The following is a 15,023-nucleotide window of genomic DNA, read 5'->3' on the forward strand; positions in this document are numbered from 1 at the left end:
CAAATAGGGATTCAAAATAGACGATTGTTGAGGATTTTAAATACTATGTCTTGTTTAACTAACGTACCAGTTTGTTGAATAACATTTAGAAACTAAGTCTTTATAAGCTTATAGTTTTTTTCTATAAAATCTTTATACTCTACATCTACTATTTCACCTGACAATGAATAATGGAATATGACTTGCTCATTAATCATTTCGGTTAAAAAAGTTGTTTTTGATGCACTGTGACTAACTGGCACAAGTTTAAATTTATATAATACCCCATACATTTTAGGAACTGTTAAATATAGTTCACCATTTTTAATAGAGATGTCTAAAATTTTGCTCTCATCATTTTCAATAAAATACTTCCCCGTAATATGTTCCGTGTTAGTAAATTTGATTGATTGAGAAGAAAGAGGTAATGTTACATGTTCATCAAAAATTAGCTTGGCCATTTCTTGCGTTAAATGTGTTATAGGCGTGACATTCATATTGCTTAGAAAGATTATCGTAACTTGTTCATCAACAAATCTTAAAAAATTACTACAAAACCCACTAATATCTCCAAAATGGTGCATACATTTTCTACCCAACATATCTGACACTACCCAACCAGAAGCGTATGAACTGAGATTTGGCGTAAACATTTTTTCTATTAGTTCTTTGCTAAGAAGCTGAGATGATTTTAATGCCTGATCCAAAAGGAATAAGTCCTCTGTTGTAGAATATAGACCATAGGCTCCTAAAGGAAATGATAAATCTGAGTATACTGAGTGAATTGGATTTTCCCATAATGAATAACCAGAAGCTAAATTTGCAACTATCTTAACTCCGTCATCACAGCCTGTATTATTCATACCCAAAGGGCGACATATGTTTTCTTGTATGTACTCTGCATAGGACATTCCTGAAACTTGTTCAATAATCGCTGTTAGTAATGCGTATCCTGAGTTCGAATATTCAAATTTTTCACCAGGCTCGAAGTTCAATTCAAGATGTTTAAATGAATCAATCAGTTGATGTAAAGTCATCGGGAGTCTCATTGTTTTAGACCAAAAATCAGGAAAACTTGCGTAATTTGGAATCCCTGAAGTGTTTGTTAAACAATGATAGATTGTAATTTTTTCACCCTGTGGATAATTAGGAAGATGCTTCCCTATACAATCATCTATACATAATTTTCTTTTTTCATGTAATTGAAATATAGCAATAGATGTAAAGGACTTAGTAAGTGAGCCGATGCGAAATTTAGTAGTAGGTTTATTGGGTATAGCATGCTCCCAATTTGCCATACCAAAACCTTTATTTAAAAGAATGTTTTCGTTAGAAGCTATTAAAATGGAGCCATTCAAATAACCATTTTCTTCGTACCTTTCGATCCACCTACCTATCCGTTTTTCCGTAATCATGTCATTCCCCCAAAAAATTTCTTAACAAATTTTTGTAATTACTTGTTCAACTAAATTTATCCGTTAGTTTAAGTGCACTTTTCAAAATCTTATCTATATTTTAGCATTAATATCCAATTTATTGTGAAGTGTTATTCATATAAATGGCCCGATTGTGGAATAAAAAAATCCTGCATATCATCACAGAATTTTTATCAATCTTTATTTTAAATAATCGAATTTTGTTTCAAATGTTCGATCTTTTTTTAAACAAATTAAAAAAAACGAACTAGAAAAATCTAGTCCGCTAAAACAGCATTAACTGCTGTGTATGTTGTTGCTCGCGCTCTCGTAAATAGTGCACAGCCCATTCGGCAATCGGTATTGCAACTGTTTTGGCAAGGAGTACGGGTACGGCATTACCAGGCACTACGTAGTGATAATATTGAAATTTATTCAAAACTGGATGTAGTAAAGTCACTTGAAGAAATTAATGAACATTTGAAAAGTTTTCATTGTTTTGATAGAAATAATAATATGGATTGGTATAATGAAGCTTTTTTAAATCCACGTGCAAGAGAACTGAATTATTTTTATTTATTTGATATAGATTTATTGAAATGTAGTGGAGAACCAAAAGAATTTGTAGTCGATACTATTTGGATTGAAATGGTTAAACTAGCCCAGAAAATAGTAAAAGAAAAACTTATACAAAGAGGAATTGTAGTAGAAGCCAATCCGAGTTCCAATCGAAAAATATCATTTGTTAACAAGTACATCGATTTTCCATTTTTTAGAATCAATACATTCAGATTAGATGATGTTCTAAATGAAAAACATGTAGCTATTACAATTAATACGGATGATAGTGCGATTTTCAAAACGAATCTTTCAAATGAGTATAGTCTAATTGCTAGGACACTAGAATTAGAGGGATATGAGATTGAAAAGGTATACGAATATATAGATTATTTAAGAGAAAGTTCATATATTCATAATTTTGTTCCAGATCGAAGTATAAAAGAAATTGAAAAAACGCCCAGTTAATCTGGGCGTTTTTGATATTTAATAAGTGAATGTAAATATTCTTTATTTAAAAATAAACATTGTTTTTTAAACTTTCTACCATCTGGAAGTGTGGTGAATAAGGAGCCTTTATTTCCTTTTGAACGAATTTGAAAGTATGGAACAAATCCTTTGCCAGGAAGGTTGTTATGCCAAGTTTCTCTACCATTCTGACCTATTTTAATATCAATTTTAATTTCGTTATTTATAAGCATAGATTTAATTTTGTTATAAAGTGTTTCTAATGCTTCAAGCATGTCAGCTGGTGCATGCCATAATAAATGCTTACGCAGTACGGTACATTTGTCTACGTCCTCAAAAATGACAAATAAATACTTTAATTCACCAAACCATTCATACCAAGTTGAATCTTCAAAATTAACCTCTTGTATTTCCTGGAAATTGATATTTGGAAAGGACATATCTTGATTGTCGGAATTTTTTTGTCTTATACGAATGGTTTTAAATTTAATATTTCCTTTTTGGAATTGTTGCACTTTATCTAAATCTGTTCCATCGATGCCAAACATTTTAGATACAAGTCTAGGTAAATACGATTTATCTTGATCAATTTTTTTATAAGGATAGTAGTTCAAGTTTTTTTCGATTATTTCGGTTGATAAATTTGTAAAAGCTCCTAAAGTTTTATTAATATAACCATCTAAAGTTTGTTGTTCCTCGAGTTTTAAAGATTCTATTTTGTTTGGATGATAAATTAAATTAAAATATTCTGCAATGTATTTAGGTTTAAATGAGTAACCACGACTATTTGCTAATTCAGTTGAAAAAGGTTGCTTTCTACCATCTTTTCCTTTGCCTGCACCCTTTGTAGAGGCAGCTAAATATGTAGTTTGGCTTTCAGATAATAGATGAGCTTCTCCTAGTTTTATTTTATTTGTTATTTTATTATAATCTTCTTCAATTTGCGGTAAATCTTCAGATGGTATTATAAACTTTTCTACTTTTAAAATAATAAAATTCTCAGGAGAAACGTTTTCTTCATATAAATAAAAAACTAATAGCATTTCGCCACATTTGTGCCAGACACTGCTTTCATAAAAAGTAAGTTTGTAATCATTCATATAATCAATCATTGTAAGTGAAAGACGTTCTTTTGAAGATAATGTTTTATTTTTGTTTTGTTTAATGGGAGTTACTTTTAACTCTAAATTGTGGTAGTTAAAATCTGCTTCTCTAATGGAATTCGCGGGGATATTAAAGTAACAAGCCTGAATTGCATTTCCAATTGCCCCTTTATTTGCACTTTTAGAAAGCCATTTATTTAATTCGGCTGAGTCTGCAATATCTTTTAATCGCATACCTTCAAGATTTTTTGCATATGTAAGGATTTCATCTTCTGATAAATCTTTATTATAAACAAACATGTTCTACCTCCATTCTTTATAACATTATACAAAATTATACAAACTTACAAGAAATTAAGGAACTTGAGTTCGGAGGAATTTAATTTAAATATTTCCAAATATGGAATTACTGTTAAGTATTTGATCTTGACGTAGCATGTTTGCATTCATTATAATAGAAAAGATTAGAAAGGATGTTCGCTATGAAAAACACTTTGAACGTAGTCGAGTTGTTTGCAGGAGTGGGCGGGTTTCGATTAGGTTTAGAACGAGCGGACGCAAATGTTTTTAAAACAGTTTGGGCAAACCAATGGGAGCCTTCTCGCAAAGTGCAGCATGCATTTGAATGCTATAAAGAAAATTTTAAAACAGGTATGGATGATTATAGTAATGAGGATATTGCTGCAGTTCCTGAAACTGTAATTAATGATTTTAATATTGACCTTTTAGTAGGTGGATTTCCTTGCCAAGATTATTCGGTTGCGCGTAGCTTAAATAATGAACAAGGTCTAGAGGGGAAGAAGGGTGTACTTTTTTGGGAAATTAAGCGTTTTGTAGAGCAATCCCACCCTAAATATATTTTGCTTGAAAATGTTGATCGGTTATTAAAGTCACCATCAAAGCAACGCGGTCGTGATTTTGCAGTGATGTTAGCGACTTTCCGTGATTTAGGCTATATTGTGGAATGGCGTATAGTGAATGCGGCGGAAGTAGGATTTGTGCAAAAGCGTCGTCGTATCTTTATTTTTGCTTATAAAAATCATTTAGACTTTGCACAAAAACAATTAAAGCTTACAGCTGATAAAATCGTGTTTCAGGAGGGTTTCTTTGCACAAACATTCCCTGTAAAAAAACAGCCATATAAAAACCGTATTAATACAGTAAAACTGCCAAAGGATATTGTTGAAATTTCAGATACATTTGCACATGAGTTCCATACGGCAGGTGTCATGATTGAAGGTAAGGTATTTACTGCACATACGGAAATTTTAGATGAGAGCTTCACGCCGTTAAAAAATATTTTGCAAGAAGAATCAGATGTAGATGAAAGCTTTTATTTAACGGAAGAGCAAGCAACAAAGTTTGCATATTTACGTGGTCCGAAAAAGATTGAGCGTACGTCAGCAGACGGTTTCAAATATATTTTCTCAGAAGGTGGTATGTCCCCAACGGACGATATTAATGGACCGGGTCGGACGATGTTAACAAGTGAAGCATCAGTCAATCGAAGTACGCATATTATTGAAGTCAATGGGCGAAAACGATTTTTAACACCGATTGAATGTGAGCGTTTAAATGGTTTCCCGACAAACTGGACAGCAGGTATGCCTAATCGTATGCGTTATTTCTGTATGGGGAACGCACTTGTTGTTGATTTAATAGAAAAAATGGGTAATAAAATTATTGAAATTAATCAGAAGGAAACCATTACTTCAACGCAAACAAAATTAAATGTGTAGAGATAGTATTTTATTATGTTTTCTTTCTTCACACCCCCCGAACCCACTCAGGCTCGGGGGTTTCCTATTTCCCCAACGTCTTAAACTACTCATCCACCCGAATCACCCCAACAAAAGCAGGAAATACCTTGAACCGTTCCTTCAATTCAAATACATAAATCCATTCCTCAGTATGTGGCAGGCGTACAGATTCGTGCTGGAATTGCCTATACACACTATGCCATTTCACCGCATATGCCTTGAACTGCTGCTCATGCAAGCGTTGGGCATCGACAGGGTTTTCGGCGAAGTAAAATGCGTACTCCTTGTCCTTCACCTCGGTTGCGTAAAGCTTGATGCGATTGATACCGAGTACATCTTGTGCGTTCATGTGCTGGAGTTCTTTGATTTCCTCTTCGGTGAAGGGCACATCGTATATGCGTTCGGGTCGGTCGTGCTTTTGCAGGTAGCCCTTTTTGAGTGCGAGGTAAATCCAATAGGCGCCGAAGTTTTGTTCGTACTTGACCATATCCAAAAGCAGCTGATAGACATTTGTTGTTTTCATGGCATTATTCCCGTGATACGACATGGCCAGTATTGCGATTGTAAAAGGCGTAGGCAGTACCGGTCGGACCGTTGCGATTTTTGGCAACGATGAGTTCAAGTAAATCGCCGCTGTCTTGTAAATCGTTATTGTAATACGAGTCGCGGTAGAGAAAAACAATTAAATCGGCATCTTGTTCAATCGAGCCCGAGTCGCGTAAATCGCTCATCATTGGTCGTTTTTTGCCACGAGATTCCACGTTGCGATTAAGCTGTGATAGGCAAATGACCGGGCAATTGAATTCTTTGGCCATTTGTTTTAGGCTACGGCTTATTTTTGTTGTTGCAATGTTTGAAAAATCCTGGTCGTTTTCGGATTGAATAATTTGCAAATAATCGATGAAAATAATTGGCGAAAGCGCTGGGTGCTGACGAATAATCCGTCTTGCTTGTGCGCGGATTTGGGCAATGGACAAATGGCTTCGGTCATCAATATGAATTTTTGTTTTAAGTACACGATTGAGTACGTTCAGCCAGTTTTTAGCTTGCTCCTCTGAAAAATACCGCTTGGGATTGCGTAGCTTCAGTCGAGAATAGTTACCGGCTGTTGCAATCATACGGTCGAGCAGCGTACGTGTGCTCATTTCGAGTGAAAAGATGATAGGCAAATGACCATTCCACCCAGCATAAAGAGCTAGATTATTCATCACATCGGTTTTACCCATTGATGGTCGTGCGGCTAAAATCGTTACCTCACCTGGTCGGAAGCCATCAATTAATTGGGCGAGCGCTTGAATATGTGGAACGATAAGACCCGGTGTTGTCGTTTCTTCAAATGGACGGTTCTCCATATCGATTAACCTATTGGCAATTGTTGTATCGATGATTTCCCCTTGAAGTTGTGTTTGATCGAGCGCATGAATAATTTGCGGTATTGCCCAATCGCCTTCTGTTGCTTGAAACAAAATTTGTCCTTTTTGCTTTTCGCACCAAATTTCGCGCTGTAGCTGCACATAAGCATCGAATTTTTCAGGATTTGAAAAATGAATGAGCTCTGTTACATAGGGAAGTCCTATTTGCGTGATCTGCTCAAAGCGCGCACTGAGTGTCATGAAATCCACGGGATGGTTTTCAAGTGCAAGTTCGCGCATCATTGCAAACAGCATGCGATGGTGTTGGCCATAAAACATTTCTGGTGTAAGCCCACTATCTAAAATTAAATAATTTTCTTCTAGCATCGTTGCTAAAATACTCTGCTCCAAAAATTCTCTTTTCATCACCAGTCCTCCCCGGCATTAAAATCGAGAACAACAGCTTTTAGCATACGCGTTTGTGTGTCCTTCTTCGACAGGGCGTTATTTAAATAACTTTCAAAGTTAGATGGTCGAAATAGCGTCATTGGTCGCAAATATTTCTCCATTTCGTGATCATCTAGCCAGCTCATCACTTGCTCATCAATGACTAAGCAGCAATCCTCAACACTGTAACCCTCCTTCAAGCGAGCGCTAATAAAATTGCGATTTGCCTGCGATTTTAGACTAAATCTTTTAGAAGCCTTGTCGTTTAAATATGTCAGTACCGAGTCAATTTTTTCGGTCAGCTTTTCGTTTTGAGCTGTCTTTTTGTTGCGCTTTGGCGCGTTTTGATTATCTTTTGAAATTGTTGTCATTTGTGCGAATGCATCGTCGTCAATGCTGTGCTGCTCCTTGTAGTCAGCAAGCATGCTTTGTAATTTGTCGTAATCGATTTTGTACCACTTCGTACGATCTACATAAAATTGGTTGAACCTATCTGTTGAGTGCACAAGCTCTAATTGTTCAAGCTGTAGGATGATGCGCTTAATTTTTGGTTCATTCCAAAATGGCAGCTGCTTTCTCCAATTCGCGTGTGATTGGCAATACCAAGCCTCTCCATTTTGCAAGACGGTTTGCTGCTGTAGACGGTAGTGAAGCTGCTGTAGCAAAATGGCTTCATCCACACCAATAACAGTAGCGACATTTGGTAAGACAATGAGTGGTTTTTCGTTTGTTAATAAGTTCATTTTTTGCGCCTCCTTGTAATCGTTCTTACTTACTAAATAACAAGAGGGATCAAAAAAAGGGACGCTCGATGAAAATTTATTTTATTTTTTTAAATAATCCATGGTCGTATCGCTTTTGATACGACAATATATATCTTTTAAAAATCTTTAATACTCTAATTATTTTGAGTACCACAAACAAAAATATTGTGAATGTACAAGGTTTTCCCGTCAGTATGGATGCTAATCGATCTTGAGAAAGGAACAATGCGGATTGCGTGAGGAGAATGGCAACAGAGCAATATTCAGTTGAGGTGGTAGAGGAAAAAAGAAATAGATACACAACAGCACCGTCATGACTTGCAATGGATATGCAGGCTGCACAAGTGTTTAGCGATGTGCCAGTGAAGCATAATATTTTTAATGATCTTGCTTTTTTCATAGATAAGATAGTTTTAATTTTACCATTTTAATAGTGTCGAAGTTAAAGCTCCAGCTCATGGAACTATTTTTAAACTATCGGGAAATACGAGGTGACTTATAGATGAAGGTAGGGAGTGAGATAGTATTGATAGATTTTAATTAATTATGAATATATTGAATCAAATAGAAATAAATATATTAATAACAAAAAATTTTGAAAATTTCATATTGTGAAATTTTACTGTGTAAGCGCTTTATTCCCTTTTGATATTATCATATTAATAATTTGAAAGGGGATTTTTACAATGGACTTTAAGTTATTAAGACAGGCTTTTGGAAAGTTTCCCACAGGTGTAACCGTTGTGACTTGGTTTGATGATGTGGGGATTAATGGCATTACGGTGAATTCCTTTACATCGGTGTCGTTAGAGCCACCGCTTGCCCTTATTTCGATTGATAAAAAAGCAAATTCATATGAGCAGTTACAAAATAAACCTTTCACTATTAATGTGCTAGCAGATGATCAAGAGGCGATTGCCTGGCAGTTTGCGGGACGACCTCAAGAGGAATTGGATATTTCCTGGAATAAAGAGGGAGATTCGCCAAGTATAGCAGGTGCGTCAGGCTACTTTAAATGCAAGCATTGGAAGCAATATGATGCAGGGGATCATGTGCTGTTTGTTGGAGAAATTACAGAATTTGATCGTAGAAGCGGCGATTCATTAACATTTTTTGAAGGCAAGATGGGTTCAACGGAGATGTATAAAAGCCAAGAAGTGCAATAAATTTAAAGGGGTGTAGATGATGGGAATTCGTACTGGAGCACAGTATCTCGAAGCATTGAAGTCGCGTAAGCCGGAAGTTTGGTTAAACGGGAAAATCGTTGAAAGCATTTTGGATGAGCCATATTTTAATCAGCCTGCATTAGAGATTGCGAAGTTATATGATATGCAGCATGAGCCAGCGTATCAGGAAGATTTAACAGTTGTGTGCGAAGAAACGGGCGAGCGGATGGCGACATCGTTTTTAATGCCACACAATTATGAGGATATTATGAAGCGTAGTAAGGCGTTTGAAGTTGTTGCACGCCAAACATTCGGATTAATGGGACGTACGCCAGATTTCTTAAATACAGTCGTTACATCATTAGCGCAAAATTCTTGGTTTTTACGTAAATACAATGAAGACTGGGCGACGAATATTGAAAACTATTACAAGCATTTACGTGATAACGATATTTTCTTAACGCATGCGATTGTTAATCCACAAAATGACCGTAGTAAAAATTCGCATGAGCAGGCCGATCAGTTTACGCATCTTGGCGTTGTAGAGGAGCGTGCTGAAGGGATTATTGTACGCGGAGCAAAAATGTTAGCTACGTTAGCAGCATTAACGGATGAAGTGATTATTTATTCGTTCCCAGGTTTTGCACCTGGCGATGAGCGATATGCGCTAGCGTTTGCCGTACCGATTGATGTAAAAGGGTTAAAAATTATTTGTCGAGAGCCAGTGCAAGATGGTACACGGTCGACATTTGATCATCCACTTGCATCGCGCTATGAAGAGATGGACGCGCTGCTAGTTTTCGAGGATGTACTTGTTCCTTGGGATAAAGTATTCCTATACAACAACGTAGAGGCAGCAAACCTGCTGTATCCTATGACAGGTATAGCAGAGCAGCCAGCGCATCAATCAGGTGTACGCGGCTATATTAAGCTGAAATTTGCGGTAGAGGTTGCTTGTAAAGTAGCAGATTCAATTGGAGCAGACCAATATTTACACGTGCAACGGGATTTAGGTGAGTTAATCCAAAATACAGAGGTTATTCGTTCGCTCCTGCGCACAGCAGAGCGTGAATATACGATTACAGAGCAGGGAGAGGCACGTTTGAACCCAGTCGTATTAGAAACAATTCGCGGCATGATGCCGGATATGTATCCACGCACCATTGAAGTAATGCAGGCGATTGGCGCAGGAGGCTTACTTATGATGCCAACAGAGGCGGACTTCTTAAGTGAGGAGCTACGTCCAACTATCGATCGTCATTACGGTGGTCGTGCCGGTATCGATGCAGAGGCACGCATGAAAATCTTTAAGTTAGCTTGGGATTTATGTGGCGAGGCATTCGGTATGCGTGCGTTACAGTATGAGCGTTACTACACGGGGGATCCAGTTCGTAAGCGCGCAATTTTCTACAACAAGTACAAAAAGGATCATGCACTTGATTTAGCAAATGCAATTTTAGCGAAGGAAGATACGGTAAAAGAGCCACAAACAAACTAATCAGGGGGTAATGGGAATGATCGCTTCTGTAAGTAAAATGGCACAAATTATTGATTTATTTTTTGAAAGTGAATTAGCTTTGTCCAACAAACAAATTGCAGAAATGCTAGATCTTCCTGTTAGCTCTGTACATCATTTTTTAAAGACGATGTGCGAGGAAAATATTTTAATGCAGGACAAAAACCGTAAATACCGCCTTGGCTGGCGCATTTTAGAGTGGAGCAACAAAGTAATGTACCAGCAAGAAATGAATGAAAAAGTCGCACCAATTGCGGCAAGTCTAGTGAATCGTTTTAAAGGCAGCGTGCATGTGGGAATGTTTGATAACGGTCAAGTGCGCTTCATCTTTAAAAATGTTTCGCCTCATTCAGATGTACTGCCCACCTATATCGGCGTAACGCGCTTCCCAGCTCATGCGACCAGCATAGGAAAAGTGTTGCTTGCCTATAATCCCTCTTTTGTGAAGGCGGTTGAGCAACGTGGGATGCAAAAGTTTACGAAAAATACGATTTCGGATATAGGCGTTTTGAAGAAGGAGCTACAGGTGATTCATAAACAGGGCTTTGCTGTGAGCAATGGTGAAAACGAGACCGGTACATTCGGAATCGCTGCACCCATTAAAAGCTATAGTGGGCAAGTGATTGCGGCGTTCAACTTCGTATGCGATATCGATTACATTCAGGAACATAATTATCAACTTATTTTAAAAGAGGTTATTCGCTCTGCGCAGACTATATCGCGCGAGATTGGCTATATAACAATTTAAAATTGCTTATGTAATTGGCTTATTCTTTTCCTCCATGAAGCGAAGTAAGTCGGGCGCATAGCATATAAAAATTAGGAGGTTTTACAATGAACAATTCTACTGAAGTAAGCACAATGCAAGCACGCTCTCAAAACATTTGGAAAATCATCGAGGAAAATAAGGATTTATTAAAGCCACCAGTAAATAATACAGTGCTTTGGAATGATTCTCAGTTTTTAGTGATGTTAGTTGGCGGTCCAAACGCGCGTCGTGAATTCCACGTGAGCCCTTCAGATGAAATTTTCTACCAAGTAAAAGGCTCTTGCTATGTTGAAATTATTAACGACGAAAACAAACGTGAAGTAATCGAAGTAAAAGAAGGCGAAATGTTTGTTTTACCAGGCAACGTACCGCATTCTCCGCACCGCGTAGCTGACACATACGGCATTGTTATTGAATATAAACGCAAAGAAGGCGAACTAGAAGATTTAGTATGGTTATGTGAAAAATGCGATCACGAAGTTCACCGCGTAACGTTACAAGTAACAAATATCGGACAACAAATTGCAGAGGGTATTGCACATTTCAACAGCTCAGAAGAATTGCGTACATGTGATAAATGCAATCATGTAATGTCCGAAAAAGTTGAGGAATGGCAAGTATGAGAATCGACTTCCACACGCACATTTATCCGTTAAATTTACCGAATTTTGCGGAGAAATTTGGCAATGATAAATGGCCGGTACTGGAGCAAAAATGCTCTTGTGGCGCGGATATTATGGTAAGTGGCAATTTGTTTCGCGAAGTAACAGACCAAGTGTGGGACCCGAAAAAGCGCATTGAGGATATGAAAAAAGAAGGCGTTGATATGCAAGTGATTTCGCCTGTTCCCGTAACATTTTCATATTGGGCACCGGTAGAGCAAGCGCTTGAAATGGCACAATTCCAAAATGATTTTATCGCCGAGACAGTAAAGGAATATCCGGCGTATTTTGTTGGGTTAGGCACAGTGCCCATGCAAGATGCAGAGGTAGCGATTGCAGAAATGCGTCGTTGCAAGGAGCTTGGTTTAGTGGGTATTGAAATTGGTACAAATGTAAATGGCGAAAACTTAGATGCAGACTATTTGCTACCGTTTTTCCAAGCGGCAGAGGAGCTAGAAATGCCACTCTTTATCCACCCATGGGAAACGATGGCGAAAGAGCGCACACCACGCCACAACTTTATGTACACAGTTGGTATGCCGAGTGAGACAGCTCTTGCTGCTGCTAGCTTAATTTGGAGTGGTGTGATGGAAAAGTATCCGAATCTCAAAGTATGCTTTGCGCATGGTGGGGGTTCATTTGCCTATATTTTACCGCGCTTAGATCAAGGATGGGAAGTATGGCCACATTTACGTCTGACAGAGCATCCACCAAGCTATTATGCGAAAAAGTTTTACTTCGATTCGCTCGTATATGACAAAGACAATTTTGCCTTTTTATTAGAGCGCTTTGGCCATGACAAAATTATTATGGGTTCGGATTATCCATTTTTACTACGCGAGATTAATCCAGGCAAAGTCGTAGATGAGTCGCTACAACTTTCAGATGAAGTGAAGAAGGCTGTGCTTGGTGAAAATGCGCGCCAGTTTTTAAATTTAGCAAAGAGTGGTGTGAGTAAATAATGATGAACGAAACACAAACGCCAGAATCGCAATTAGAGAAGCTCGGCATTACGCTGGGCACGCCACGATCGGCAGTTGGAAATTATGTAGGCTGTGTGCGCACGGGAAATTTAATTTTCACATCGGGGCAGGGGGTTGACCAATATCACGGTCAGCTAGGTGCTGATTTAACAGTAGAGGATGGCTATGCGGCATCACGCCAATCGATGATCAATTTACTTTCGGTGTTAAAGCATGAGCTAGGTGATCTATCGAAGGTCAAGCGCATTGTAAAAATTTTGGGAATGGTCAATTCTACTCCTGATTTCACGCAGCAGCCAAAGGTTATGAATGGTGCATCGGATCTACTCGTTGAAGTGTTCGGCGAAAAAGGAAAGCATGCACGTTCAGCGGTAGGAATGGCGCAGTTACCAAATAATACAGCAATCGAAATCGAAATGATTGTTGAGATAGAAGAATAACAGTACGTACGGCAGCTTTAAGGGAGTAATCGCTTCATCTTCTTTGAGGCTGCCTTATTTTATCCGATTGGTGAAGGCTAATGCTCGGTGGTGGATGAGGAAACCCCAACTTAGCAAACTTTCTCTTTATACAACGACGTAAAGTGAGGTGAACCCTGCACAAAGGTGTAGGAAGATATGCAACAAGTACAGATAAAAGGAATCGATTGTCGCAATTTCATTAACGGTCAATATGTAGAGGCTACTGAAGATCGAAAGTTTTTAAATATAAATCCAGCAACAGAAGAAGTAATCGGATGGGTGTCAGAGGCAACACAATATGAGGTTGATCTTGCGGTGAAAGCAGCAAAAGCAGCAGCAAAAGGCGAATGGTCTACATACACAGTGAAGCAACGTTCGCAAATCATTCGCAAAATTGGTGATTTAATTTTAGAAAATGTTGAGGAGTTCGCAATGCTTGAGGCACTTGATACAGGCAAGCCTTATGCATTAGCAATGGAAATGGACATTAAACGAGCGGCGCATAACTTCCACTTTTTTGCGGATTATGTTACGTCATTAGGTAATGAGGCGTATAACCAGGATAATATCGCGCTCCATTACACAGTAACGCGTCCAGTAGGGGTTGTGGCCATGATTAACCCATGGAACTTGCCACTTTTATTATTAACATGGAAGCTTGCACCGTGTTTAGCGGCGGGCAGTACAGCTGTTATGAAACCGGCGGAGTTAACACCGATGACAGCAACGAAGCTAGCAGAAATTTGTAAGGAAGCGGGCGTACCAGATGGCGTTGTCAATGTTGTCCACGGTTTCGGTAAAGATTCAGCAGGGGCGTTTTTATCAGAGCACCCACTTGTTGATGCGATTACATTTACTGGTGAAACGCGTACAGGAACGACCATTATGAAAGCGGCAGCGCCAACATTAAAGAAAGTATCATTTGAGCTAGGCGGCAAAAACCCTGCCATTATTTTTGCGGATTCAGATATCGATGAAGTAGTAGAAACAACCCTGCATTCAAGCTTCCGCAATCAAGGGCAAGTTTGCTTATGTGCGTCACGAATTTACGTTGAGCGTTCGATCATGGATGCATTTTTAGAAAAGTTTGTAGCGCGCACAAAGGAGCTTGTTGTTGGTGATCCATTCGATGCCAATACGAATATCGGCTCCGTTGTAGGGAAGGAACATTACGAAAAAGTAATGGGCTATATCGATATTGCGAAAGAAGAAGGCGGAACGATTTTAACGGGTGGTAAACGTCCAGCACATATGGAAAAAGGCTACTTTATTGAGCCAACAATTATTATAGGTCTAGATGAAAATTCACGCTGTGTGAGAGAAGAAATTTTTGGTCCTGTCGTTACGGTGTTGCCATTTGATTCAGAGGAAGAGGTGATTGGCTATGCGAATGATACAACGTATGGCTTAGGGGCGACAATTTGGACAAATGATTTACGTCGTGCGCATCGTGTAGCAGGGCAAATCGAATCGGGCATCGTTTGGGTGAATACATGGTATTTACGCGATTTACGTACACCATTTGGCGGCATGAAGCAAAGTGGCATCGGGCGTGAAGGCGGCGCACATAGCTTCGAGTTTTATTGTGAACAATCGAACGTAACAATCAAATTATAAAAG

General features: G+C 38.4%; 14 protein-coding genes. 9 read left to right on the forward strand and 5 right to left on the reverse strand.

Translation table 11 applies throughout. The features are described 5' to 3' along the window. Positions 1-92: 92 nt before the first annotated feature. The gene (locus LZ480_RS00710) at positions 93-1,394 is read right to left on the reverse strand and encodes a serine hydrolase domain-containing protein (RefSeq protein WP_241367412.1); all 1,302 of its coding nucleotides are present in this window, start codon (positions 1,392-1,394) and stop codon (positions 93-95) included. A gap of 306 nt (positions 1,395-1,700) precedes the next feature. Here LZ480_RS00710 and LZ480_RS19975 point away from each other — a divergent pair, with 306 nt between their 5' ends. Beyond that, positions 1,701-2,420 (forward strand): hypothetical protein, encoded by a 720-nt coding sequence (locus LZ480_RS19975; RefSeq protein ID WP_241367413.1) that lies wholly within the window; start codon positions 1,701-1,703, stop codon positions 2,418-2,420. Here LZ480_RS19975 and LZ480_RS00720 read toward each other — a convergent pair. After that, positions 2,417-3,823 (reverse strand): Sau3AI family type II restriction endonuclease, encoded by a 1,407-nt coding sequence (locus LZ480_RS00720; protein WP_241367414.1) that lies wholly within the window; start codon positions 3,821-3,823, stop codon positions 2,417-2,419. The two genes, LZ480_RS19975 and LZ480_RS00720, sit on opposite strands and share 4 nt — an antisense overlap. A gap of 182 nt (positions 3,824-4,005) precedes the next feature. Here LZ480_RS00720 and dcm point away from each other — a divergent pair, with 182 nt between their 5' ends. After that, positions 4,006-5,262: a DNA (cytosine-5-)-methyltransferase gene (dcm, locus tag LZ480_RS00725; protein ID WP_241367415.1), complete on the forward strand. Its 1,257-nt coding sequence runs from the start codon at positions 4,006-4,008 to the stop codon at positions 5,260-5,262. Between the two features lie 85 nt (positions 5,263-5,347). On the opposite strand, the gene LZ480_RS00730 is transcribed toward dcm, so the two are convergent. From LZ480_RS00730 to LZ480_RS00740, 3 genes are read right to left on the reverse strand one after another with little or no spacing between them, the layout of a single operon-like run. Continuing rightward, positions 5,348-5,806 carry a hypothetical protein gene (locus LZ480_RS00730; RefSeq protein WP_241367416.1) on the reverse strand — a complete coding sequence of 153 codons (459 nt, stop codon included), beginning with the start codon at positions 5,804-5,806 and terminating at the stop codon, positions 5,348-5,350. 4 nt (positions 5,807-5,810) lie between these two features. Continuing rightward, positions 5,811-7,061 carry a replicative DNA helicase gene (locus tag LZ480_RS00735; RefSeq protein ID WP_241367417.1) on the reverse strand — a complete coding sequence of 417 codons (1,251 nt, stop codon included), beginning with the start codon at positions 7,059-7,061 and terminating at the stop codon, positions 5,811-5,813. After that, entirely contained in the window at positions 7,061-7,825 is a 765-nt protein-coding gene (locus tag LZ480_RS00740; RefSeq protein ID WP_241367418.1) for a conserved phage C-terminal domain-containing protein, read from the reverse strand. The genes LZ480_RS00735 and LZ480_RS00740 overlap by 1 nt, the downstream gene beginning before the upstream one ends. A gap of 707 nt (positions 7,826-8,532) precedes the next feature. Between LZ480_RS00740 and LZ480_RS00745 the strand changes: the two genes are divergently transcribed. From LZ480_RS00745 to LZ480_RS00775, 7 genes are all read left to right on the forward strand, one after another. Next, the gene (locus LZ480_RS00745) at positions 8,533-9,012 is read left to right on the forward strand and encodes a flavin reductase family protein (protein WP_241367419.1); all 480 of its coding nucleotides are present in this window, start codon (positions 8,533-8,535) and stop codon (positions 9,010-9,012) included. 19 nt (positions 9,013-9,031) lie between these two features. Further along, entirely contained in the window at positions 9,032-10,510 is a 1,479-nt protein-coding gene (locus tag LZ480_RS00750; protein WP_241367420.1) for a 4-hydroxyphenylacetate 3-hydroxylase family protein, read from the forward strand. A 16-nt stretch (positions 10,511-10,526) separates the two neighbouring features. Then, entirely contained in the window at positions 10,527-11,276 is a 750-nt protein-coding gene (locus LZ480_RS00755; RefSeq protein ID WP_241367421.1) for an IclR family transcriptional regulator, read from the forward strand. Between the two features lie 86 nt (positions 11,277-11,362). After that, positions 11,363-11,920 carry a 3-hydroxyanthranilate 3,4-dioxygenase gene (locus LZ480_RS00760; RefSeq protein ID WP_241367422.1) on the forward strand — a complete coding sequence of 186 codons (558 nt, stop codon included), beginning with the start codon at positions 11,363-11,365 and terminating at the stop codon, positions 11,918-11,920. After that, a complete protein-coding gene (locus tag LZ480_RS00765) occupies positions 11,917-12,921 on the forward strand; it encodes an amidohydrolase family protein (RefSeq protein WP_241368637.1) in 1,005 nt (334 codons plus the stop codon). Before LZ480_RS00760 ends, LZ480_RS00765 begins: the two co-directional genes overlap by 4 nt. Positions 12,922-12,923: 2 nt before the next feature. After that, positions 12,924-13,382 carry a RidA family protein gene (locus LZ480_RS00770; protein WP_241368638.1) on the forward strand — a complete coding sequence of 153 codons (459 nt, stop codon included), beginning with the start codon at positions 12,924-12,926 and terminating at the stop codon, positions 13,380-13,382. A gap of 177 nt (positions 13,383-13,559) precedes the next feature. After that, on the forward strand, positions 13,560-15,020 hold the full coding sequence (locus LZ480_RS00775) for an aldehyde dehydrogenase (RefSeq protein WP_241367423.1): 1,461 nt from the start codon (positions 13,560-13,562) through the stop codon (positions 15,018-15,020). The last annotated feature ends 3 nt before the right edge of the window (positions 15,021-15,023 follow it).

Origin of the sequence: Solibacillus palustris (assembly GCF_022549215.1) — a bacterium.
Taxonomy (GTDB): Bacteria; Bacillota; Bacilli; order Bacillales_A; family Planococcaceae; genus Solibacillus; species Solibacillus daqui.